Genomic DNA, 21,582 nt, shown 5'->3' with positions numbered 1-21,582 from the left:
GTCCGATGACCGACATCGGCCCGCAATGACGCGGGTTTGCCGGGGATCAGGCCTCGATGACGAGCGGCACGATCATCGGGCGACGACGCAGCTTCTGGTTGACCCAGCGGCCGATCGTGCGGCGGATGATCTGCGACAGCGCGTGGTTGTCGCGCACGCCGTTGCGGGCCGCCTCTTCCAGCGCCGCGACGATCTTCGGCGTGATGTCGTCGAAGACCCTGTCGTCCTCTGCGACGCCGCGCGCGTGGATCTCGGGGCCCGAGACGATGCGACCGGTCGACGAGTCGACGACGACGATGATCGACACGAAGCCCTCTTCGCCGAGGATCCGCCGATCCTTGAGGTCGGCGTCGGTGATGCCGCCGACGGTCGAGCCGTCGACGTACACGAATCCGATGTCGAGCTGTCCCGCGACGCGGGCCTCGCCGTCGCGCAGGTCGATGATGGTGCCGTTGCCGCCGACGATCGTGCGCTCCTCGGGGATGCCCGTCGCCTGCGCCAGCTTCGCATTCGCGATGAGGTGGCGGTACTCGCCGTGCACGGGAAGGACGTTCTTCGGCTTGAGGATGTTGTAGCAGTAGATCAGCTCACCGGCGGCTGCGTGTCCGGAGACGTGCACCTGGGCGTTGGCCTTGTGCACGACGTCGGCGCCGAGCTTGGTGAGCCCGTCGATCACGCGGTAGACGGCGTTCTCGTTTCCGGGGATCAGGCTCGAGGCGAGGATGACGGTGTCGCCCTCGCCCGGCTCGATCGCGTGGTCGAGGTTCGCCATCCGGCTGAGCACGGCCATCGGCTCGCCCTGCGAGCCCGTCGACATGTACACGATCTTGTCGTCGGGCAGGTCACGGGCCTTCTTGTAGTCGATCAGCACGTTCGCCGGCACCTTCAGGTAGCCCAGCTGCTCGGCGATGGTCATGTTGCGCACCATGCTGCGGCCGAGGAAGGCGACACGACGACCGTGCGCATGCGCGGCGTCGATGACCTGCTGCACGCGGTGCACGTGGCTCGAGAAGCTGGCCACGATCACGCGGCGACGCGCCTTGCCGATGACCTGCTCGAGCACCGGTCCGATCGAGCGCTCGGTGGGCGTGAAGCCCGGGACGTCGGCATTGGTGGAGTCGACGAGGAACAGGTCGACGCCCTCCTCACCCAGGCGGGCGAAGGCACGCAGATCGGTGATGCGGCCGTCGAGCGGCAGCTGGTCCATCTTGAAGTCGCCGGTGGCCAGCGCGAGCCCGGCAGGGGTGCGGATGGCGACGGCCAGGGCATCCGGGATCGAGTGGTTGACCGCGACGAACTCGAGATCGAACGGTCCGACCTTCTCCTCCTGACCCTCCTTCACCGTCAGGGTGAAGGGCTTGATGCGATGTTCCTTGAGCTTCGCCTCCACGAGCGCGAGCGTGAGGCCCGAGCCGATCAGGGGGATGTCCTGCTTCAACCGCAGGAGGTACGGCACGGCGCCGATGTGGTCTTCGTGCCCGTGGGTGAGCACGACGCCGACCACGTCGTCGAGGCGATGCTTGATGGGCTCGAAGTCGGGCAGGATCAGGTCGACGCCCGGCTGGTGCTCTTCGGGGAAGAGCACACCGCAGTCGACGATGAGGATCTTGCCCTCGTACTCGAAGACGGTCATGTTGCGACCGACCTCGCCCAGACCGCCCAGCGGGGTGACCCGCAGCGTTCCGGGTGCGAGCGGCTCGGGTTCGGCGAGGGGGAAGGACATTCAGTCTCCTCAGGCGGGCACGCGGTGCCCGGTCATGTCGTTGTCAGCGCGAAGACGCGCTCATCGTGTGGTGCCGTGCACCTTGGGCAGTGCTCCGCCTGCGGCCGCATTGCGGTCGGGGCGGAAGTTCGAGAAGTCTGCTCCCGCGACGTCCTTGACGAGCGCGAGCTCGTCCTCGATGAGGGCCGCCTCCCACTCCTCGGGGCCGACAAGCGGCAGGCGCACGCGGGGGCTGGTGATGCGGCCCAGTCCGTGCAGGATGTACTTGGCCGCGACCGTGCCAGGCACGTGCGTCATCGCCGCGCGCACGAGCGGCTCGAGACGCTTGTGCTCGGCCGTGGCGGTGGCGAGGTCGCCGCGGTTCACCGCGTCGACGATCGTGCGGTACGGGGCTGAGGTGATGTTCGCGGTCACGCCGATCAGCCCCGTGGCGCCGATCGACAGGTGCGGGAGCACGTTCGAGTCATCGCCCGAGAAGTACATCAGGTCGGTCTGGTTCAGCACGCGGCTGACCTCGCTGAAGTCGCCCTTGGCATCTTTGACGGCGAGGATGTTCGGATGCTTGGCGAGACGCAGGATCGTCTCGTACTTGATCGGCACACCGGTGCGGCCGGGGATGTCGTAGAGGATGACAGGCAGGTCCGTGGCATCCGCCACGAGCCGGAAGTGGGTGAGGATGCCCGCCTGCGTGGGCTTGTTGTAGTACGGCGTGACGATCATGATGCCGTCTGCGCCGGCCTTCTCACTCGCCTTGTACAGCTCGATGGCGTGCGCGGTCTCGTTGGATCCGCCGCCGGTGATGATCTTGGCGCGGCCGGCCGAGACGTCCTTGCCGACCTCGACCAGACGGATCTTCTCGTCGTCGGTGAGGGTGGAGGTCTCACCCGTGGTGCCCGTGACGACGATGCCGTCTGCTCCATCGGTGATGACGCGGTCCATGTGCCGCTCGGTTGCGGGCCAGTCGACCTCGCCGTCGGCGGTCATCGGCGTCACGAGTGCGACGAGTACCTGCCCGAAGGGATTTTCCGCGTGCGTCATCCTCTCAGCGTAGCGTTTCGGGGCCACGGATCGGGACGGTGCGTCACACGCGACCGCGGCGGGCGACACCCGACGTGAGCCCGCTCGGCAGCACGCGGGCGAGCGCGACGATGAGCTTGTACCTGGTCGACGGAATCGAGACGGCTCGGCCGAGCGAGGCGTCTCGGAGCCCGACGCGGACGACGCGGGACGCGTCGAGCCACAGCGCCGCAGGCACGCCCTCCTGGCCTGGCGCCAGGCCCATGCGCTCGTGGAAGCTCGTATGCGTGAATCCGGGGCAGAGCGCCGTGACGCTGACGCCGTCCCTGCCGTACTCCGCGTTGGCCCAGCGGCTGAACCCGATGAGCCAGGACTTGCAGGCGGAGTACGTCGACCGGGAGATGAAACCGGCGACCGAGGCGACGTTGATGATCCGCCCTCCCCGGCCGCGCATGCTGCGGAGCGCGGCGTGCATGAGGCGCATCGACGCCTCGACGTGCACACGCAGGTGGCGCACCTCGTCATCGACGTCGTTGTCGGCGAAGTGCAGTGGCAGGCCGAAGCCCGCGTTGTTCACCAGCAGATCGACGGGAGCTGCGGGATCGGCGAGCCGATCGGCGATGCGCTGCACCTCCGCCTCGACGGCGAGATCGGCGGTGATGACCTCGACGTGAACGCCATGCTCGTCGCGCAGCCGCTGCGCAAGGGACTCGAGAGCGTCAGCGCTGCGGGCGACGAGCACCAGGTCCGCCTGACGGGCTGCGAGCTGACGTGCGAACTCCGCGCCGAGTCCGGCGCTGGCTCCCGTGATGAGTGCGGTGGGCATCAGCGCTCGTATCCGAGGAAGCGGTACCGGATGCCTGTACGGGACGTCTGCCACTCCCCCTCGTCGACGAGACGCCAGCCGTCGATCGGCGGCGCGAACGCATCACCGTCGACCTCGAGGTCCAGTTCGGTGATCTCGAGGCGGTCGGCGTCGCCGATCACCTGGCGGAAGATCTCCGCTCCGCCGATGATCCAGACTCGCTCCAGGCCGCGAACCGCGTCCTCGACGCCCGACGCGCGTCGCGCACCGTCCGCGTGCCAGCCCTGACTGCGCGTGATGACGATGTTCTCGCGATCGGGCAGCGGCCGGAAGCGCTCGGGCAGCGAGTCCCAGGTGCGCCGGCCCATGATCACTGGGGCTCCGAGCGTGACCTCCTTGAAGTGCGCGAGGTCCTCCGGCACGTGCCAGGGCATCCCGCCTCCGGCGCCGATCACGCCGTTCTTCGATTGAGCCCAGATCAGGCCTGCCCAGGTCATACGGCCACCGCCGCGCGGATGGCCGGGTGGTGCTGGTACCCCTCGACGACGAAGTCGTCGTAGCGGTAATCGAGGATCGACGCGGGCGTGCGGGCGATCGACAGCGAGGGGTACGGGTACGGCTCGCGGGTGAGCTGCTCTCGCACCTGCTCGACGTGGTTGTCGTAGATGTGGCAGTCGCCACCTGTCCAGACGAAGTCGCCGGGCTTGAGCCCCGTCTGCTGCGCGACCATCAGGGTCAGCAGTGCATAGGAGGCGATGTTGAAGGGGACGCCGAGGAAGAGATCGGCGCTGCGCTGATACAGCTGGCACGAGAGCCGGCCGTCGGCTACATAGAACTGGAACATCGCGTGGCAGGGGGCGAGCGCCATGTCGGGGATGTCGGCGGGGTTCCAGGCTGACACGATCAGCCGACGCGAGTCGGGGGTCGCCTTGATCTGCTCGATGACCTCCGACAGCTGGTCGATGTGACCGCCGTCGGGCGTGGGCCACGACCGCCACTGCACCCCGTAGACGGGCCCGAGGTCGCCTTCGGCGTCCGCCCACTCGTCCCAGATCGTGACGCCGTTCTCCTGCAGCCACCGCACGTTCGAGTCACCGCGCAGGAACCACAGCAGCTCGTACGCGATCGATTTGAAGTGCACCCGCTTGGTCGTGATGAGCGGGAAGCCCTTCGAGAGGTCGAATCGGATCTGCCGCCCGAAGACGCTCGTGGTGCCCGTGCCGGTGCGGTCGTCCTTATGAGTGCCGGATTCCAGCACGTCGCGGAGCAGGTCTTCATAGGGCGTGGGCACGACTGCACTCATGCCTGCAACGATACGTCACCCGATGTCACACTCGGCGGAGTCGACGTCGTTCGGCGTAGCCTCGACGCATGCCCCTCTCGACCGCCCTTCTCACCGTCGGCGTCCTGCTGGCGGTCACGGTGGCCGCCGGGATGCTATGGCGGCTCAGGGACGGCCGCCGCCGCGCGACGGGCGTCCTCGACCTCGATCGGCTGGGTCTGCTCCGGGGGCGCGCCGCACTCGTGCTCTTCAGCACCGAGACCTGCGCGCGCTGTCCGCAGGTGCGCCGGATGCTGCACGCACTGGCCTCCGAGCGAGGGGCCGTCGACGTGCACGAGGTCGATCTCACCCATCGCCCAGACCTGGCATCCGACAACCGCGTGCTGACCACCCCCACGACTCTGCTCGTCGGCCCCGACGCGCGGGTCGTCGCCCGCTTCGTCGGCGTACCCCGCCGCGACGACGTCATCGCCGCTCTGGACGAGCTGCCCGCATTGCAGGAGACCCCATGACCGCTCCGGACGGAATCGACCCCAGAGGCCCGCGGTTCGCCGCGTGGATCACATCGGCGCTGCTGCTGGCCGCGACGATCCTGGCACTCACCGGCATCGCCGTGACGAGCTCGAGTGCCACTTTCGGATGGTTCGCATACCAGCTTCTCGCCTCGTCCTCGTTCTCCGGCGGCTGGGCCATCATGTCGGCGCCCATCGGCGAGCGTGCGGCAGACCCCGGCTTCATCGTGGCGTCGATCGTCGCCGCGCTGTTCGTCTGGGGAGTGGTGTCCCCCGCCACGTCGCCGTGGGCGGTGCTCTTCCGCACGGTCGTGCGCCCTCGCCTCGCACCGCCGGCTGAGCTCGAGGACCCGCGCCCGCCGCGCTTCGCCCAGGGCGTCGGTCTGGTCGTGGTCGGCCTGGGCCTGGTGCTGCACCTCGCCGGTGTTCCCCTGGCCCTTCCGATCGCCACGGCGGCCGCGTTCATGGCAGCCTTCCTCAACGCCGCCTTCGGCTTCTGCCTCGGCTGCCAGATGTATCTGCTGCTGCAGCGCGCAGGCGTGCTCGGACGCCGCGGAACGGCCGCCTGATCGCTGTTCCGACGCGGCCCGGCTCTGGATAGGCTGGCCAGGCGGCGCGAACCCGCGGCGCGATGCGACGAGCGATTCTCGGAGGAACCATGACCGTCACCAGTGAAGCCGCCACCACCTGGACCGGATCCCTGATGGAGGGCTCGGGCACGGTCGCCTTCTCGAGCTCGAACCTCGGCACCTTCCCCATCGACTGGAAGGCGCGCAGCGAGGGATCCGATTCGACCACCACGCCCGAGGAGCTGATCGCCGCGGCTCACGCCTCCTGCTTCAGCATGGCTCTCTCGCACGCCCTGGCCGAGAACGGCACTCCGCCGGAGCGCGTGAACACCTCCGCCTCCGTCACCTTCAAGCCGGGCGTCGGCATCACGGGCAGCCACCTGAACGTCAATGCGACCGTTCCCGGTCTCACCCCCGAGAAGTTCCAGGAGATCGCCGAGGGCGCCAAGACCGGATGCCCGGTCTCGCAGGCTCTCGCCGGGATCGACATCACCCTCGAGGCCAGCCTCGCCTGACCACGGCGGACGTCAGGGCCGGATGCGTGAGAGTCTGATCGCCTCGCGGATGCTGGCCCTGGCGTCCTTTCGCCGTCCTGCGGCATCCTGAACGACGCCCAGACGGTAGCGCGCCCGCCAGTCGCCCGGCTCGGCGTCAGCCGCCGCGCTGTAGCGTGCGATGAACGGATCCACGTCGTCGCGCAGGAGGCGTCCGCTCGGCGTGACCCGCTCCGGCGCCTCCGGCATCCCTCCTTCGGCATCCAGGACGCGCCCGAGCCGATCAGCCGCGAAGCCGAAGGACAGTTCACGCACGAGCGCCCACGCCCCGATCGGTGCGATGACGATCAACGCGATCGCCATGCCTATCGACACCGGGGTCGCGACCCTCAGGAACATCACGGCCAGCCAGCCCGCGATCACCACGTAGAGCAGCAGGGCGGCCCCCATGACGACGACGCCGATGCGCGAGCTCATCAACGGGTCCGGATGCCGATGTCGACGAGGTTCTCGAGGCCGACGACGACACCGCGCGCGTCCCGGGCGAACGGCACGGCGAGACGGATGCCGGGCGCGTACGCCGTGGCCGAGTCGATGGTGTCGTGCACGATGGTGAGCGACTCCCCCGGCCCGGAGAGGATCGCCTCCTGCTTGGCGATCACGCCGGGACGACGCAGTGAATGCACGGGCACGCCGGCGACCTGCTGTCCTCGAGCGCGCTGATCGACGTGGGGAGCCTGGAACGGCCCCTGCGCCTCCCGCGCCGTCACCATCAGCTCGGCGGTGCGCACCGCGGTGCCGCTGGGCGAATCGATCTTGCGGTCGTGGTGCGCCTCGATGATCTCTGCGGACGGGAAGAACGGTGCGGCTGCCGCGGCGAGGGCTGAACCCAGCGCCGAGCCGAGTGAGAAGTTGGGGATGAAGACCGCCCCGGTGCCGGCCGATTCGACGAGCGGGCGAACCAGCGCGATGCGCTCCTGCGACCACCCCGAGGTGCCCACCAGCACGTTGATCCCCCGCTCGATCGCCGCCCGGACCACATCGATGCTGACCGCAGGGGTCGAGGCGTCGACGACGAGGTCCGCACCGTCGATCTCATCGAGATCGCTCGCGGATCCGAGCACCGAGCGCACGTCGAAGCCGTCGAGCTGGTCGATCACCCCGTGGATGATGCGACCGAGTGAGCCTGTACCGCCGACGAGGGCGACCTGTGTCGTCATGACTCCAGTCTAGATTCGCGCTCGATGCGGGCCGGCCGACGTGACCGGTTCAGACCAGAGCGCCCTCGGGCAGGCCGGTGCGCAGCTCCATCGGCAGATGACCGAGATCGTTGTGACTCAGCAGCGTCCACGGGCGCCCCTGCTTCTGCGCGATGACTGTCAGCCCGCAGTGCGCCTGGTTGAGGGTCATCCAGCGCCAGTCCGGCGCGCCCAGCACCTCGCGCACGAACCATGAGATGACGAAGTTGTGGGTGATCAGCACCTCATGCACGTCGCCGTTGCGGCGACGCAGGAACTCGCCCACGGCGTCTGCCATCTGAGCTGATCCGGCCTCGATCTCGGCGTCGCTCACCGAGCCGAAGAAGGGCTCGTAGACCGACGGCACATCCTCGCTCATGCCACTGGGCACGCAGTCGAAGAGCAGAGCCGACGGCACCGGGTCGACAGAGGGAAGGCGCGCCGCGATCGTCCGTGCGGTCTCCGCCGCACGCAGAAGCGGGGAGTGCCAGACCGCGTCGAGCGGCAACCCCGACAGGCGGTCTGCGATCAGCTCCGCCTGACGCTGACCGCGAGGCGAGAGGGGTCCGTCATCGACGCCGTGCTCGGCATCCTGGTGTTCACCGTGTCTGACCAGATATATGTAGTGCGTCACTGCTCGCTCGCTTCAGCCCGTCGTGTCAGAGGGGCGACTCCAGCTTAGGTCACGCCACCGACGAGACGCGGATGCGCGACGCATGCCGAAAAGAACGTGCGCTCAATCGCCCGCGCGGGTGAGCTCCGCGACGTGCGATCGCAGGAGCGACACCCCTGCGCCCTGCATGAGCTCCTCGACGTGCTGCGGCGCGAAGGCGTTCACGATGGGCGCCACGACCGTGCGCTGCGCCAGCAGCCAGGCGATCGACACCGCCGCCACGGGCACCGAGAGCTCCTCGGCGATCCTGTCGAGCACGCGGAGCACCCTGATGCCCCGGCGGTTGAGGTTTCCCTTCATCTGCTCGCCTCGCACGCCGCTGACCGATGACTTGCGCCGGTGCCGGCCCGAGAGGAAGCCGTGCTCGAGCGCGTGCGAAGGGGTGACGGCAAGGTTCTGCGCTGCCGCGACCAGGCGCAGGTCGCCTTCGAGCCCCGAACGGCGAACGAGGTTGTACGGCTCATCGACCACCTCGATGCGGGGGTAGCCCGCGGAGGCGAGGATGCGTGCCTCGACGAGTCGCTCCGGCGCGAACCGGAAGGCGCCGACCGACCGGATCTTCCCGGCATCGCGCAGCCACTCCACCGTCGCGAGAGTGTCTTCCAGTACGGTGGTGCCGTCGAGGGAGGCGTCGAGGTAGAGAACGTCTATGCAGTCGACGTCGAGCCGCGTCAGCGATCCCTCGACCGCGCGCACGAGGTTGACCGAACCGAGCCCGGGGTTGTCGGCGTGCGAGCCGATGCGCACACTGAGCGTGATCTGATCGCGGATCCCCCGCGCACGCAGCCACTGGCCGATGATGTGCTCGCTGCGCCCGCCCGAGAAGCCGTCGGCGGTGTGCACCGCGTTGCCGCCGAACTCGACATAGCGGTCAAGGATGCTGCCGCTCGTGAGCTGATCGGTGCTCCAGCCGAACTCGGCGGCCCCCAGCATGAGGGGGAAGATCGAGTGCCCCGTCTCACCGAGCGGCACGCGTATGCCCTCGCCCACGCCAGGGCCGATCACCGGGATCGGCGCGGACGGATGCGAGTCGAGCCCGGGCGCGGTGCTCGTCGGTGTGTCGGCTGTGCCTGTGCCGAAGAGCTTCACATCCCCACCCCCGCGACTGCTGTGGCTGGCGCACCCCCCGGTGCGTACTTCGAGGTTAGGTGAGGACGCGGGCCGTTCCGGTCACGACAGGAGGTTGACCGCGAAGTTCTCGTAACGGTTCGATCACATCGGATACGAAAAGACCCGGGATCACCGCCGTGGGCGAACGATCCCGGGTCTCTCAGTCACGGACGCCGGTCACCGGCATCCGATCGGCTCACGCCTCAGCGGTCTCCGCCGAGGCGGTCTCCGCCGCACCCTCGGAGGGTGCGTCGTCGATGACCGGCTCGAGCGACAGCTTGCCGCGGTCGTCGATCTTCGTGATGCGCACGAGCAGCTTCTGGCCGACCGAGAGCACATCGTCGACGTTCTCGACGCGCTTGCCGCCGGCGAGCTTGCGCACCTCGGTGACGTGCAGCAGACCGTCCTTGCCGGGCAGCAGCGACACAAAGGCGCCGAAGGTGGCGATCTTCACGACGGTGCCGAGGAACTGCTCGCCGACCTCCGGGTTGGTGGGGTTGGCGATCGCGTTCACCTGGGCACGGGCGGCCTCGGCCGAGGGGCCGTCGGTCGCGCCGATGTAGACGGTGCCGTCCTCCTCGATGGAGATCTGCGCGCCGGTCTCGTCCTGGATCGCGTTGATCGTCTTGCCCTTGGGCCCGATCAGCTCGCCGATCTTGTCGACTGGGATCTGGACGCTGATGACGCGCGGCGCGGTGGGCGCCATCTCGTCGGGGGCGTCGATCGCGGCGTTCAGCACGTTGAGGATCGTCAGACGAGCGTCGCGCGCCTGCGTCAGCGCACCGGCCAGCACCGACGACGGGATGCCGTCGAGCTTGGTGTCGAGCTGGATCGCCGTGACGAACTCGCTGGTGCCGGCGACCTTGAAGTCCATGTCGCCGAGGGCGTCCTCGGCACCGAGGATGTCGGTGAGTGCCGCGTAGCGGGTCTCACCGTCGACCTCGTCGGACACGAGGCCCATCGCGATGCCCGCGACAGGTGCGCGCAGCGGCACACCGGCGTTCAGCAGCGACAGGGTCGACGCGCAGACGGAGCCCATCGAGGTGGAGCCGTTCGAGCTCAGCGCCTCGGAGACCTGGCGGATCGCGTAGGGGAACTCCTCGCGGCTGGGCAGCACCGGCACGAGGGCGCGCTCGGCGAGGAAGCCGTGCCCGATCTCGCGTCGCTTCGGCGAGCCCACGCGGCCGGTCTCACCGGTCGAGTAGGGCGGGAAGTTGTAGTGGTGCATGTAGCGCTTGCTCGTCGTGGGCGACAGCGAGTCGATCTGCTGCTCCATCTTGAGCATGTTCAGCGTGGTGACGCCCATGATCTGGGTCTCGCCGCGCTGGAAGATCGCCGAGCCGTGCACGCGCGGGATGACCTGCACCTCCGCGTCGAGCGGGCGGATGTCCGCCAGGCCGCGGCCGTCGATGCGCACACCGTCGGTGAGGATGCGTCCGCGCACGATCTTCTTGGTGACCGACTTGTAGGCGGCCGAGAACTCCAGCGGGGCCGCCGCGGGCAGGTCGCCCGCCTCGGTGGCCTCGATGAGCTCCGCCTTGACGCGGTCCTTGATCGCGTCGTCGGCGCTCTGGCGCTCCTGCTTGTCGGCGATCTGGTACACCCCGACGAGCTCGTCGTACGCGCGGCCGGCGACGAAGTCGTAGACCTCGCTGCTGTACGCCGGGAAGACCGGGTAGACGCCCGGCTCCTTCGAGGCGGTCGCGGCCAGCTCGGCCTGAGCCTTCACGAGCTGCGCGATGAACGGCTTCGAGGCCTCGAGGCCCTCGGCCACGACGTCCTCGTTCGGCTTGGTGGCACCGGCCTTGATGAGGTTCCAGCTGCCCTCGGTCGCCTCGGCCTCGACCATCATGATCGCCACATCCTCGGTGCCGTCGGCCTTGGTCACGACGCGACCGGCGACGATCAGGTCGAACACGGCCTCGGAGACCTGCTCCGCGGTCGGGAACGCGACCCACTGGTCGGCGTGCTCGCCGTGGCCGGGGATGAAGGCCAGGCGGACGCCGGCGATCGGGCCGGAGAACGGCAGACCCGAGATCTGGGTCGAGGCGGACGCCGCGTTGATCGCCAGAGCGTCGTAGTACTCGCCAGGGGCGATCGACAGCACGGTGATGACGATCTGGACCTCGTTGCGCAGACCGTCGACGAACGACGGGCGCAGCGGGCGGTCGATCAGACGGCAGACGAGGATCGCCTCGGTCGAGGGGCGACCCTCGCGGCGGAAGAACGAGCCGGGGATCTTTCCGGCGGCGTACGAGCGCTCCTCGACGTCGACCGTCAGCGGGAAGAAGTCGAAGCCCTCGCGCGGGTGCTTGCCCGCGCTGGTGGCCGACAGGAGCATGGTCTCGTCGTCGAGGTAGGCCGCGACCGAGCCCTGCGCCTGCTGGGCGAGGCGTCCGGTCTCGAAGCGGACGGTGCGGGTGCCGAAGCGGCCGTTGTCGAGAACGGCCTCGGTGGCAGTGATTTCAGGACCTTCCAAGAGGTCTCTCCTTCTTTGTTTAGGCTCGCACGCCCGTGTGGCGCGCGAGTTCTCGCGAAGGAGCGGATGCGGGCAGATATAAGCGCGCGGGCATCCCCGCGAATCTCGCAAGCGCTGGCCACCAGTAGAAGATCACCCGGCGCGGTGTGCGACGAGGAATCCACGACAGGGGACCAGCTTCTCAGCCGACCGCTCCGTACCGTGTTCAGTTGTGCGGCGCAGACTGCACCACAGCCGATCCTATCAGCCGGCGTGTCGCGGGACAGCCTGGCCGGTGCTCGCCGGCACGCCGTTGCGGTCGAGCACCACGTAGTCGTCGTGCTTGGCCATGCGTCCGTCTCCCGCTGTGCGCCCGCGCAGACGACGCCAGATCCACGGCAGCGCATGGCGACGCCACCACAGGCCGCGAGTGATCCGCTCGTGTTCGTGAAGAGCCGCATCCAGCCCGCTGAGTGTCTCGGCGTGGGGCACGCCGAGCTGCTCGCCGACCACGTAGGCGAGCAGACGATGCCCGCGGCTCGACAGGTGCACGAGATCGTCGGCCCAGTTCTCCCTCGCCCCGAGCCCCGGATGCCGGTCGGCGTCGGTGAGGATCGCCCCGGTGCGCTCGGCCACCGCGGCGAGCGCTGCGGCGAAGGCGGCGAAGCGGCGGGCGTACACCGCGGATGCCGCCCGGCGGGGCAGGAACGGAGTGAGCAGCACGACATCGGCGCCGCTCTCGCGCAGCCGGACGACGGCTTCCTCGAGCTGTGCGACGAGCGCGTCGACGTCGGCGCGGACGAGCACGAGGTCGTTCGAGCCGATGAACACCGAGACGAGGTCCGGCCGCAGCTCGAGCGCACGACGCAGCTGCGGTCCGCAGACATCCGCGACGCGGCGGGAGCGCACGGCGAGGTTCGCATAGCCGATGCCGCCACGGGCGGCCAGCAGGAGCGCGAGCCGATCAGCCCATCCCCGGTCGCCGCCGTCGGGCGCCGGATCGCACAGTCCTTCGGTCAGCGAGTCGCCCAGCGCGACGTAACGCTCCCAGCGCCGCCCTCGTACCGGCTCCGCGAGCTCAGGTCGCCGCGCCCGCGGGGCGCGCAGGAATCGATCGAGGGCGTGAAGAGCGGTCGATTCCCCGTAGTGACCGAGCAGCTGCTCGCACACGGCTGACCAGGACCGCCCCTGGACGGCCTCTCTTCCCGCCCGCCCGAATGCCTGCCGCCTGCGGTCATCGTCCGCAAGATCGCGCACCCGCAGGCGCAGGTCGTCGTGGTCGCCCGGACGGTAGAGCCAGCCGTCGACGCCCGGGCGGACCAGATCGAGGGGTCCACCCCGTCCCGTGGCGACCACCGGGACACCGCACGCGTGCGCCTCCTGCAGGGTCTGCCCGAAGGTCTCGCTCTCTCCCGGATGCACGAAGATGTCGAACGACGCCACGGCCCTCGAGAGCTGGCCCCCCGACAGGTGCCCGAGGAACACCGCGTCGGGCAGCAGCGCCTCCAGCCGCGGACGGGACGGCCCGTCGCCCACGATGACGAGACGCACACCCGGCATCCCGCTCAGCGCTCGCAGGTCCTCGACCTGCTTCTCGGGCGCGAGCCGGCCGACGTACCCCACCGTCACGTCGCCGGTGCGGCGGTGCTCCCAGCTCTCGTCGCGGGCGGCGGGGTGGAAGAGCTCGGCGTCCACTCCCCTGCCCCAGCGACGCAGCCGATCGATTCCGAGGCGCGCGAGCTGATCCTCGGACTCCCTCGAAGGCACGAGGGTGAGCGTCGCGCGACGATGCAGTCGGGTGAGGTGCTGCTCGGCGATCGCCGTGGTCATCCTGACGCCGTACCGGGCGGCATAGGCTGCGACATCGGTCTGGTAAGCCGCGACGACCGGAAGGTCGAGGCTGCGCGCCGCGAGCGCACCGCGCCATCCGAGCGCGAAGGGCGAGGCGAGGTGCACGACGTCGGGCCGGAACCGTCGCAGCCCCTCGCGCACCTGCCGCGTCGACGCCACACCGACCCGCACGTTGCGATAGCCGGGCAGTGGCACCGATGCGACCGTCTCGACGCGTGCTGCTCCTGTGCGCCTGGGCGCGTCGGGCGCCGCAGGCGCGATCACATGCACCTGATGCCCTGAGCGGTCGAGGTGTCGCAGGATCTGCAGCACCGATCCGGTGACGCCGTTGATGTGCGGGAGGAAGGACTCGGTCACGATCGCGACTCTCACCAGGCCAGGATGACGTGCAGATCGGGTCGCGAAGGACGTGTCGAAGGATCTGCGGGAAGAGTTCACCCGATGCACGGATGCCCGTCACCGGCCATCCGCCGGATGGTCTCCGTTCACCGTCGGCGGCGAGACTCCGGCTGTGACATCCGACGCGCTGCTCGCGATGACGACCGGGCCATGGGGCCTCGCGGCCATGGCGCTGCTCGTGCTCGGCGACGCTTTTCTCGTCGTGGTGCCCGGCGAGGTCGCCGTGACCGCGCTGGGTGCGGCGGCTGCCGCGCAGGGCGCTGGCCCCCTCTGCACGGTGATCGCCGTGGCGGCCGCGGCGGCATGGTGCGGCGACGCCTGCTGCTACGCGCTCGGACGGCTCGTGGGCACCGACCGCTGGGCATGGATGCGAACGGCCAGAGTGCAGGCCGCGTTCGCCTGGGCGAGGCGGAGACTGCGGGAAGGTACGGCAACCGTCCTGTTCACGGCGCGCTTCGTGCCGTTCGCGCGACTGGCGGTGAACGTCGTGGCCGGGGCATCCGGAGTGAGACCCGGACGGTATCTCTGCCTCGCCGGCATCGCCGCGACGGGCTGGGCCGTCTATCAGGCTGTCGTCGGCGCGATCGTCGCCAGCATCGTGCCGGGCGGCCCCGTGCCGGCGATCGTCGTCTCGGTCGCCGTGGCGGTGGGGCTCGGGATGCTGGTCGATGCGCTCTCGAGGCTGCGGAGCCGGCCCTCCCGCTCGGTCCGCCGCAACGGCTAGGCTGACGAGCATGAGCGAAGACAAGGCAGTCTCTTCTGAGGAGATGAAGCGCAAGTTCAAGGAAGCGCTCGACAAGAAGAACGCGCAGAGCAGGGGCGGCGAGGCGCACCTAAACGGCGATTCCGCCGTGCACGCCACGCACGCGCCGCAGATGAAGCGCGAGTTCCGCCGCAAGAGCGGCTGAGCGGGGCTTCCCCACCCACGACGAAGGGCTGCGACGGTCATGTCGCAGCCCTTCGTCGTCGCAGCCCACGCGGGTTCACTCCCCGGCGAGGCCTCCGAGCAGGTGTCCGAACGAGCGGCCCTCACCCAGGTAGTTCGCCGGGTCGAACGGATCGGTGCTGCCTGTCGGCTCACGGCGTGCGATCGCCTCGGCCAGCTCCTTCGCGCCGCGCTCGACGCGGGAGCTCAGGGGCGCGACCTCATCCGCGCTGGCGCCCCAGTCGCTGGAAGCCGCGAACACACCGGTCGAGACGGGCTCAGCGTGCAGGTACGTGAACAGCGGCCGGATCGCGTAGTCGACGGCGAGGGAGTGCCGGGCGGTTCCGGCATTCGCCCCGATCAGGACCGGCTTGCCGGTGAGCGCGTCCGGGTCGAGCACATCGATGAACGACTTGAACAGACCCGAATAGCTCGTCGAGAAGATCGGCGTGACGGCGATCACCGCGTCCGCCGAGACGACACGGTTGATCGCCTCTTCGAGCGGCGCCGGCGCGAACCCGGTGAGCAGGTTGTTCGTGATGTCGTGCGCCAGGTCGCGCAGCTCGATCACGTCGACCTTCACGTCGATGTCGCGCTCGCGCAGCGCCTTAGCGGTCTCCGCCGCGAGGCGGTCGGCCAGCATGCGCGTCGACGAGGGGTTCGACAGTCCGGCGGAGATGACGGCGATGCGACGCTCGCTCATGTCAGGCTCCCTTCCGGCTCAGGCCGAACGCCGCGCCGGCAGGGGCCGGTGCGTCCTGATACGGGGAACCGGCCGTGAGGTTGTCGCCGCGGTTCGCCGACGGACGGGCCTGCCGGGCCGGACCATCGCCGTAGACCGCCTTCACCCGTGCGGCGTGCGTCGGGGCATCAGGAACCGTCTCAGGGCGGTTCTTTGCCAGCTCCCGTCGCAGCACCGGAACGACCTCGCCGCCGAGGATGTCGAGCTGCTCGAGCACGGTCTTCAGCGGAAGACCCGCGTGATCGATCAGGAACAGCTGGCGCTGGAAGTCGCCGAAGGTGTCGCGCATCGACGCGTAGCGGTCGATGACCTGCTGCGGCGAGCCGACGGTCAGCGGGGTCATCTCGGCGAAGTCCTCCATGCTCGGTCCGTGACCGTAGACCGGCGCGTTGTCGAAGTACGGGCGGAACTGCGTCACGGCGTCCTGCGAGTTGGCGGCCATGAACACCTGTCCGCCGATTCCGACGATGGCCTGCTCCGGCGTGCCGTGGCCGTAGTGCGCGAAGCGCTGACGGTACAGCTCGATCAGGCGCTGGTAGTGCTCCTTGGGCCAGAAGATGTTGTTCGCGAAGAAGCCGTCGCCGTAGTAGGCGGCCTGCTCGGCGATCTCGGGGGTGCGGATGGAGCCGTGCCAGACGAACGGCGCCACGCCGTCGAGCGGGCGCGGGGTCGCGGTGAAGCCCTGCAGCGAGGTGCGGAACTTCCCCTCCCAGTCGACGACGTCCTCGTCCCAGAGCTTGCGCAGCAGGGCGTAGTTCTCGATGGCGAGCGGCAGCCCCTGGCGGATGTCCTTGCCGAACCACGGGTAGACGGGGCCGGTGTTGCCGCGGCCGAGCATGAGGTCCATGCGTCCGTCCGAGACGTGCTGCAGCATCGCGTACTCCTCGGCGATGCGCACAGGGTCGTTCGTCGTGATCAGCGTCGTCGAGGTCGAGACGATGAGACGCTCGGTCTGGGCGGCGACGTGCGCGAGGAAGGTCGTCGGGCTCGACGACCAGAACGGCGGGTTGTGGTGCTCGCCGATGGCGAAGACGTCGAGTCCGACCTCTTCGGCGTGCTTGGCGATCGTCGCGGTCGCCTTGATGCGCTCGGCCTCGCTCGGCGTGACGCCGGTGGTCGGGTCCTGCGTGATGTCGCTGACGGACATGATGCCGAACTGCACGGCGGTCTGCTCGTTCACTGTTCTCTCTCCGCTCCGGATGCCCTGGGGCTTCCGTTCTATTCATTTGAATGTACTTGGTGAAACGCCGGAGCCGCAACAGTATTCCCGCATATCCGCAGCCGCTAGCCTCGACCCATGAGCAGTGCCGATCAGCATCCGCCCGTGACGACCTCCACCGGCGCGATCGGCCGCCCCCGCCGTCGGGTGCCCTTCTGGGACAACGCCCGCTTCGCGTGCATCGTGCTGGTCGTGATCGGCCACGGCACGCAGCGACTCATCTACGACTCCGACGTGTCGTACGCGTTCTACCTCTGGGTGTACGCCTTCCACATGCCGGCGTTCGCCATCATCTCCGGGTACTTCTCGAAGGCCGGCAGCCCCACCAGGCGGCAGATGGCCCGTGTGATCACCGACATCCTCGTTCCGTACGTGATCTTCGAAGGACTCTGGACGCTGACGAAGTGGTTGGTGGAGGGTCGGGCGGACCCGAACCTCACTCAGCCGTCATGGACGCTGTGGTTCCTCATCGCGCTCGGTATCTTCCGCCTCGTCCTCCCCTATCTGGCCCTGCTGCGCTGGCCGCTCGCCTGGGCGCTGGCCATCTCGATCGGCGTCGGCTACCTCACCAACATCGACAGCACGTTCTCCCTCTCGCGCACGCTCGGGCTGATGTTCTTCTTCACCCTCGGCTGGTGGCTCAGAGAACGAGATGTCGTGCGGCGCCTGAACCTCATCGAGAACCGGCCCTGGTGGGTGCGAGCCGTCGCCGCGATCCTGCTCGCCGCCTGGGGCTTCGCCTGCTGGCGCTGGCTCGACGTCTGGGTGGCGATCGACCTGCGACACTGGCTCTTCTACGACGACTCCTACGCTGATCTCGCCGGCGAGCAGTGGTGGGCAGGCGGCATCCGGCTCGGCCTGATCGCGCTCGCGATCGTGCTCAGCGCAAGCTTCTTCGCACTGCTGCCCCGCCGTCAGCAGCGCTGGACGACGCTCGGCCAGTACACGATGTACGTCTATCTGCTGCATTCCTTCGTGCTGTACCCGTTCCGGGAATCGGGCGTGCTGCGTGGTCTCGACCCGACGTGGATCTGGCTGCCGCTCATCATCGTCATCTCGGTCGGCATCGCCTTCGCACTGTCGTCGAAGCCGGTACGCCGGCTCTTCCGCCCCCTGATCGAGCCGCGCCCCCGCTGGATGTTCCGCGACGCCGAGCTGGCGACCGGCGGCGACCACCGCAACGACCCGACCGGGTCGAGGCGCAGCCGCTGACCGCTGCCGCCCGGTAAGACAAGGCAACATTCCTGCGTCACCATGGCCGCGGGCTCTACCGTCGTCCCATGACCGAGCTGAACCTTCCCGTCCTCGACCTGTCCCAGCTGGATGCCGGAGACGAAGCCGCAGCGCGCTTCCGCGCCGACCTGCGTGCCGCCACCCGCGACGTCGGCTTCTTCTACCTCACGGGAACAGGCATCCCGAGCGAACTCGAGCACCGGCTGCACCGAGCAGCGCGCGACTTCTTCGCCCTGCCCGAGGAGGACAAGCTCGCGATCGAGAACGTCAAGAGCCCGCACTTCCGCGGGTACACGCGCATCGGCGGCGAGCGCACCAAAGGGGCCGTCGACTGGCGGGAGCAGATCGACATCGGACCGGAGCGCGACGCCGTGGAGGGTGGCCCCGCGTTCAACCGGCTCATCGGGCCCAACCTGTGGCCCGAGGCCCAGCCGGAACTGCGTGAGATCGTCGCGGAGTGGCACTCCGCCCTGTCAGGGATCTCACGCCGGCTGCTGCGCGCCTGGGCACTCGCGCTGGGAGCCGAGGAGTCGTACTTCGACGACCACTTCGGAGAGCCTTCCACTCTGATCAAGATCGTGCGCTACCCGGGAACGAACGATCCGCTCCCCCAGCAGGGCGTCGGAGCCCACAAGGACAGCGGTGTGCTCACCCTGCTCTGGGTGGAGCCTGGCCGCGGCGGACTCCAGGTCGAGCGCGACGGCGAGTGGGTCGACGCCCCGCCCGTGGATGGCGCCTTCGTGGTGAACATCGGCGAGCTGCTGGAGTATGCGACGAACGGGTACCTCAAGGCGACCAACCACCGAGTGGTGTCTCCGCGCGCGCCGCACGACCGGCTGTCGATCCCGTTCTTCTTCAACCCGGCGCTCGACACCCAGCTGCCGCTGATCGAGCTTCCCCCCGAGCTCGCCGTGCACGCGCGCGGCGTCACGCAGGATCCCGGTAACCCGATCCACAGCCTCTACGGCGAGAACGCCCTCAAGTCTCGCCTGCGTGCGCACCCCGACGTGGCCGCCATCCATCACGCCGAACTGATCGGAGCGACCGCGTCATCCGCCTGACGCCGGCTCAGTCCCAGGCCAGCTCGACGGCGAGCGCGTCGAGGATCTGGTCCTTGGCCTGATCGAGGTGCGCGTACGACTGGGCGGCCGCGACTTCTCCCCTCCCGGCGACTATGGATGCCAGGATCTGCCGGTGATCCTCGGCGTGCTCCGAGGCCATGGTCGTCTGAGCGACGTGGAAGATCCAGTCCATGCGACCCAGCATCGGCCGCAGACTGCGCTCGAGGATGCGGTTGCCCGAGAGGCGGACGATCTCGAGGTGGAAGGCGAGGCTCGATTCGCTGACGCCTCCCGCGCTCGGGTGAACCGCATCGAAGATCTCGCGCAGGCGGTCGGCGCTGTCGAGGCCGCCGCCGACGCGCTGCGCCGCTCGGCGCGCCGCATACGGCTCTATGCAGAGCCGCGCGTCGAAGATCTCCTCCACGTCGCCGCGGGTGATCGGGGTGAGAGTCGCCCCGCGGTGGCGGGACATGAGCACGAAGCCCTCTCCCTCCAGCCGCTGCAGGGCCTGTCTGACCGGCACACGGGACACGCTGAACCGCTCCGAGAGCTCTCGCTCCTTGAGCCACTCACCCGGCTTGAGCTCGCCCTGGATGATCGTGCGAAGCAGATCGCGGTACACACGATCCGCAACGGCAGATCCGTCAGCGCTCGTCGCCATCAGACTCATCCCGTGTCTCCTCTTCCCGCCCGCTCCGACTCGTCGCCCCCTCCGGAGGCGTCACACCCGCTCGCGCACGGGGAACACCGGCGGGAACAGCTCCTCGAGGGTGCTCCGCCGGTATGAGCGGCGCGGGTAGGCGGCCCGCATCTTCGCGAACAGAACCTGCGTGTCGGCACGTACCGCCTCGAGGTCGACGCCGTCGATCCGACCGTCGCGCATCACCACCCGCCCTGCGACCATCGTAAGGCAGGCATCCCGAGCCGTGCCGTTCAGCACGAGGGTCCGCAGTGGGTCGTCGACGGCGCCCGAGCGCACGTCGTCCAGTCGGAACGCCGTGAGGTCGGCCTGGGCGCCGACCTGGATGCGGCCGAGGTCCGGCCGGTGCAGAGCCTTCGCACCGCCGAGGGTGACGGCGTCGATGTATCCTGCGAGGTCGCCCGCGGAGTGGTCGCCGTTCTGCACCTTCGCGACCGACACCCCGGTGTCGATCCCCCGGATCAGATCCGGCGGGAACGAGTCGGTGCCGAGCGAGATGTTGAGTCCGGCCTGCTTGTACGTCTTGAAGGTCTCGAGCTCCGACCCGTAGCGGGCATTCGTCAGCGGGCAGTGCACGATCGACACGCCTGCAGCGACGAGGCGGGCCAGGTCACCGCGGTCTTCACCGTGCACGCGGGGATTGACGTCGAGGAACACCCCATGCGGGATGATGAGCCGGTCGGTGAGCAGCCCCTGTGATTCGATGAGCTCAAGAGGCGTGCGGTCGTATCGGTCGAGGATGTAGTCGCGCTCGAAGTCGCCCTGCAGCGCGTGCAGGCGAACCAGCGCACCGCGCTCGGCCGCAGCGCGCGCCGTCGCAGCCAGAAGCGCCGGGGTGAGAGTCTCGATGCGGCACGGCAGGAACACCGGCGCGAGGAGCGGGTCGTCGAGCGCGGCGATCTCGTCGTGGAACGCGATCGCCTCTGCGAGACCAGCCTCGCCTTCAGCTTCATCGAAGCGGACGTCACGCTCCCCTTCATGGGTGACGACGTTGACTCCGGAGCGGTACGACGGCCCCAGGAAGCCGCGAAGACCGAGCCTGCTCGAGAAGGCCGCCATCGCCCGGAAGTCATCGGCGGTCTCCGCCCACTCCGAGTGGACCTCCGAGGCGATGGGCATGTAGCTCGTGATCCCGTGCAGAGCGAGCTGCACCAGGGCTATCTCCCGGATGCGGACGCGCTCGTCTGCCGTGAAGACGTGCTCACGGCGATCGAACCACCCGGTCGACCACTGCAGGCGTCGGGCCTGCTCTCCGCTCGCCCACGAGTCGAGGATCAGATGGTCGATGTCCGTCAGAGCGTCGAGATCGATGAGGCCGGGCATCAGCAGGCTCCCACCGAGATCGAGGTGCTCGTCGGCATCCGACGGCGCCTCGTCGGCGGGTCCGACGTACACGATCACGTCGTCTTCGACGACGACCGCGGCTCGGCGAAGCTCGACGTGCGATGAGCCGTCGTGGGCGAGTACGTGGTCAGCGGTCAGCAATGTGCGCAAGGCGGCCTCGAGATCTCGATGGGGACATTTGGTATCCAAAACCTATCCAGCACGGATGCCAAAGGCAACCACTGTCA

Annotated in this window: 22 protein-coding genes; 7 read left to right on the top strand and 15 right to left on the bottom strand. The window is 68.9% G+C overall.

The genetic code is table 11. The features are described 5' to 3' along the window. Positions 1-46: 46 nt before the first annotated feature. From AB0N59_RS10260 to AB0N59_RS10240, 5 genes are read right to left on the bottom strand one after another with little or no spacing between them, the layout of a single operon-like run. Positions 47-1,723 (bottom strand): ribonuclease J, encoded by a 1,677-nt coding sequence (locus AB0N59_RS10260; RefSeq protein WP_363482456.1) that lies wholly within the window; start codon positions 1,721-1,723, stop codon positions 47-49. A 60-nt stretch (positions 1,724-1,783) separates the two neighbouring features. Further along, positions 1,784-2,761 carry a 4-hydroxy-tetrahydrodipicolinate synthase gene (gene dapA / locus AB0N59_RS10255; protein WP_363482453.1) on the bottom strand — a complete coding sequence of 326 codons (978 nt, stop codon included), beginning with the start codon at positions 2,759-2,761 and terminating at the stop codon, positions 1,784-1,786. 43 nt (positions 2,762-2,804) lie between these two features. Then, entirely contained in the window at positions 2,805-3,566 is a 762-nt protein-coding gene (locus tag AB0N59_RS10250; RefSeq protein WP_363482450.1) for an SDR family NAD(P)-dependent oxidoreductase, read from the bottom strand. Beyond that, positions 3,566-4,042: a dihydrofolate reductase gene (locus AB0N59_RS10245; protein ID WP_363482448.1), complete on the bottom strand. Its 477-nt coding sequence runs from the start codon at positions 4,040-4,042 to the stop codon at positions 3,566-3,568. The genes AB0N59_RS10250 and AB0N59_RS10245 overlap by 1 nt, the downstream gene beginning before the upstream one ends. Next, on the bottom strand, positions 4,039-4,848 hold the full coding sequence (locus AB0N59_RS10240; RefSeq protein WP_363482445.1) for a thymidylate synthase: 810 nt from the start codon (positions 4,846-4,848) through the stop codon (positions 4,039-4,041). The genes AB0N59_RS10245 and AB0N59_RS10240 overlap by 4 nt, the downstream gene beginning before the upstream one ends. A 68-nt stretch (positions 4,849-4,916) precedes the next feature. On the opposite strand from AB0N59_RS10240, the gene AB0N59_RS10235 reads away from it, so the two are divergent. From AB0N59_RS10235 to AB0N59_RS10225, 3 genes are all read left to right on the top strand, one after another. Beyond that, complete coding sequence (locus AB0N59_RS10235; RefSeq protein WP_363482442.1) at positions 4,917-5,339, top strand: thioredoxin family protein; 423 nt, start codon at positions 4,917-4,919, stop codon at positions 5,337-5,339. Next, positions 5,336-5,908 carry a DUF4395 domain-containing protein gene (locus tag AB0N59_RS10230; RefSeq protein ID WP_363482440.1) on the top strand — a complete coding sequence of 191 codons (573 nt, stop codon included), beginning with the start codon at positions 5,336-5,338 and terminating at the stop codon, positions 5,906-5,908. The genes AB0N59_RS10235 and AB0N59_RS10230 overlap by 4 nt, the downstream gene beginning before the upstream one ends. Before the next feature lie 89 nt (positions 5,909-5,997). Continuing rightward, positions 5,998-6,423 (top strand): OsmC family peroxiredoxin, encoded by a 426-nt coding sequence (locus tag AB0N59_RS10225; protein ID WP_363482437.1) that lies wholly within the window; start codon positions 5,998-6,000, stop codon positions 6,421-6,423. Positions 6,424-6,435: 12 nt separating this feature from the next. Here the strand turns inward: AB0N59_RS10225 and AB0N59_RS10220 are convergent, their stop codons facing one another. From AB0N59_RS10220 to AB0N59_RS10195, 6 genes are all read right to left on the bottom strand, one after another. Further along, entirely contained in the window at positions 6,436-6,879 is a 444-nt protein-coding gene (locus tag AB0N59_RS10220; protein WP_363482434.1) for a hypothetical protein, read from the bottom strand. Next, on the bottom strand, positions 6,879-7,622 hold the full coding sequence (dapB, locus tag AB0N59_RS10215; RefSeq protein WP_363482431.1) for a 4-hydroxy-tetrahydrodipicolinate reductase: 744 nt from the start codon (positions 7,620-7,622) through the stop codon (positions 6,879-6,881). Before dapB ends, AB0N59_RS10220 begins: the two co-directional genes overlap by 1 nt. A gap of 49 nt (positions 7,623-7,671) precedes the next feature. Further along, positions 7,672-8,274 carry a histidine phosphatase family protein gene (locus tag AB0N59_RS10210; RefSeq protein ID WP_204976246.1) on the bottom strand — a complete coding sequence of 201 codons (603 nt, stop codon included), beginning with the start codon at positions 8,272-8,274 and terminating at the stop codon, positions 7,672-7,674. Positions 8,275-8,376: 102 nt separating this feature from the next. Then, positions 8,377-9,402 (bottom strand): aldo/keto reductase, encoded by a 1,026-nt coding sequence (locus AB0N59_RS10205; RefSeq protein ID WP_363482426.1) that lies wholly within the window; start codon positions 9,400-9,402, stop codon positions 8,377-8,379. Positions 9,403-9,619: 217 nt separating this feature from the next. Next, complete coding sequence (locus AB0N59_RS10200) at positions 9,620-11,902, bottom strand: polyribonucleotide nucleotidyltransferase (protein WP_363482423.1); 2,283 nt, start codon at positions 11,900-11,902, stop codon at positions 9,620-9,622. A 243-nt stretch (positions 11,903-12,145) separates the two neighbouring features. Beyond that, positions 12,146-14,089 (bottom strand): glycosyltransferase, encoded by a 1,944-nt coding sequence (locus AB0N59_RS10195; protein WP_363482420.1) that lies wholly within the window; start codon positions 14,087-14,089, stop codon positions 12,146-12,148. 154 nt (positions 14,090-14,243) lie between these two features. Here AB0N59_RS10195 and AB0N59_RS10190 point away from each other — a divergent pair, with 154 nt between their 5' ends. Continuing rightward, complete coding sequence (locus AB0N59_RS10190) at positions 14,244-14,855, top strand: VTT domain-containing protein (protein WP_363482417.1); 612 nt, start codon at positions 14,244-14,246, stop codon at positions 14,853-14,855. A gap of 10 nt (positions 14,856-14,865) precedes the next feature. Beyond that, positions 14,866-15,039, top strand: a complete 174-nt coding sequence (locus AB0N59_RS10185) for a DUF5302 domain-containing protein (protein WP_363482414.1) — start codon at positions 14,866-14,868, stop codon at positions 15,037-15,039. 75 nt (positions 15,040-15,114) lie between these two features. Here the strand turns inward: AB0N59_RS10185 and AB0N59_RS10180 are convergent, their stop codons facing one another. After that, positions 15,115-15,759 carry an FMN reductase gene (locus AB0N59_RS10180; RefSeq protein WP_363482411.1) on the bottom strand — a complete coding sequence of 215 codons (645 nt, stop codon included), beginning with the start codon at positions 15,757-15,759 and terminating at the stop codon, positions 15,115-15,117. Position 15,760: 1 nt separating this feature from the next. Next, complete coding sequence (locus AB0N59_RS10175; protein ID WP_363482408.1) at positions 15,761-16,978, bottom strand: LLM class flavin-dependent oxidoreductase; 1,218 nt, start codon at positions 16,976-16,978, stop codon at positions 15,761-15,763. 117 nt (positions 16,979-17,095) lie between these two features. Between AB0N59_RS10175 and AB0N59_RS10170 the strand changes: the two genes are divergently transcribed. Together AB0N59_RS10170 and AB0N59_RS10165 are read left to right on the top strand one after the other, a co-directional pair. After that, complete coding sequence (locus tag AB0N59_RS10170; protein WP_363482405.1) at positions 17,096-18,229, top strand: acyltransferase family protein; 1,134 nt, start codon at positions 17,096-17,098, stop codon at positions 18,227-18,229. A gap of 68 nt (positions 18,230-18,297) precedes the next feature. After that, the gene (locus AB0N59_RS10165; RefSeq protein WP_363482402.1) at positions 18,298-19,311 is read left to right on the top strand and encodes a 2-oxoglutarate and iron-dependent oxygenase domain-containing protein; all 1,014 of its coding nucleotides are present in this window, start codon (positions 18,298-18,300) and stop codon (positions 19,309-19,311) included. A 7-nt stretch (positions 19,312-19,318) separates the two neighbouring features. Here AB0N59_RS10165 and AB0N59_RS10160 read toward each other — a convergent pair whose 3' ends face one another. Both AB0N59_RS10160 and AB0N59_RS10155 read right to left on the bottom strand, forming a co-directional pair. Beyond that, positions 19,319-19,981: a GntR family transcriptional regulator gene (locus AB0N59_RS10160; protein WP_363482399.1), complete on the bottom strand. Its 663-nt coding sequence runs from the start codon at positions 19,979-19,981 to the stop codon at positions 19,319-19,321. Positions 19,982-20,032: 51 nt separating this feature from the next. Beyond that, complete coding sequence (locus AB0N59_RS10155; protein WP_363482396.1) at positions 20,033-21,505, bottom strand: chlorohydrolase family protein; 1,473 nt, start codon at positions 21,503-21,505, stop codon at positions 20,033-20,035. Positions 21,506-21,582: the final 77 nt, after the last annotated feature.

Source organism: Microbacterium sp. NPDC089321, from assembly GCF_040684935.1.
Classification (GTDB): domain Bacteria; phylum Actinomycetota; class Actinomycetes; order Actinomycetales; family Microbacteriaceae; genus Microbacterium.
Note: the sequence above shows the minus strand (reverse complement) of the source record. Positions and strands in the feature narration are given on the sequence as shown.

Coding starts and splice junctions, on each gene's coding strand:
- AB0N59_RS10260 (WP_363482456.1), bottom strand. CDS start 1,723: ATGTCCTTCCCCCTCGCCGAACCCGAGCCGCTCGCACCCGGAACGCTG.
- dapA (WP_363482453.1), bottom strand. CDS start 2,761: ATGACGCACGCGGAAAATCCCTTCGGGCAGGTACTCGTCGCACTCGTG.
- AB0N59_RS10250 (WP_363482450.1), bottom strand. CDS start 3,566: ATGCCCACCGCACTCATCACGGGAGCCAGCGCCGGACTCGGCGCGGAG.
- AB0N59_RS10245 (WP_363482448.1), bottom strand. CDS start 4,042: ATGACCTGGGCAGGCCTGATCTGGGCTCAATCGAAGAACGGCGTGATC.
- AB0N59_RS10240 (WP_363482445.1), bottom strand. CDS start 4,848: ATGAGTGCAGTCGTGCCCACGCCCTATGAAGACCTGCTCCGCGACGTG.
- AB0N59_RS10235 (WP_363482442.1), top strand. CDS start 4,917: ATGCCCCTCTCGACCGCCCTTCTCACCGTCGGCGTCCTGCTGGCGGTC.
- AB0N59_RS10230 (WP_363482440.1), top strand. CDS start 5,336: ATGACCGCTCCGGACGGAATCGACCCCAGAGGCCCGCGGTTCGCCGCG.
- AB0N59_RS10225 (WP_363482437.1), top strand. CDS start 5,998: ATGACCGTCACCAGTGAAGCCGCCACCACCTGGACCGGATCCCTGATG.
- AB0N59_RS10220 (WP_363482434.1), bottom strand. CDS start 6,879: ATGAGCTCGCGCATCGGCGTCGTCGTCATGGGGGCCGCCCTGCTGCTC.
- dapB (WP_363482431.1), bottom strand. CDS start 7,622: ATGACGACACAGGTCGCCCTCGTCGGCGGTACAGGCTCACTCGGTCGC.
- AB0N59_RS10185 (WP_363482414.1), top strand. CDS start 14,866: ATGAGCGAAGACAAGGCAGTCTCTTCTGAGGAGATGAAGCGCAAGTTC.
- AB0N59_RS10180 (WP_363482411.1), bottom strand. CDS start 15,759: ATGAGCGAGCGTCGCATCGCCGTCATCTCCGCCGGACTGTCGAACCCC.
- AB0N59_RS10170 (WP_363482405.1), top strand. CDS start 17,096: ATGAGCAGTGCCGATCAGCATCCGCCCGTGACGACCTCCACCGGCGCG.
- AB0N59_RS10165 (WP_363482402.1), top strand. CDS start 18,298: ATGACCGAGCTGAACCTTCCCGTCCTCGACCTGTCCCAGCTGGATGCC.
- AB0N59_RS10160 (WP_363482399.1), bottom strand. CDS start 19,981: ATGAGTCTGATGGCGACGAGCGCTGACGGATCTGCCGTTGCGGATCGT.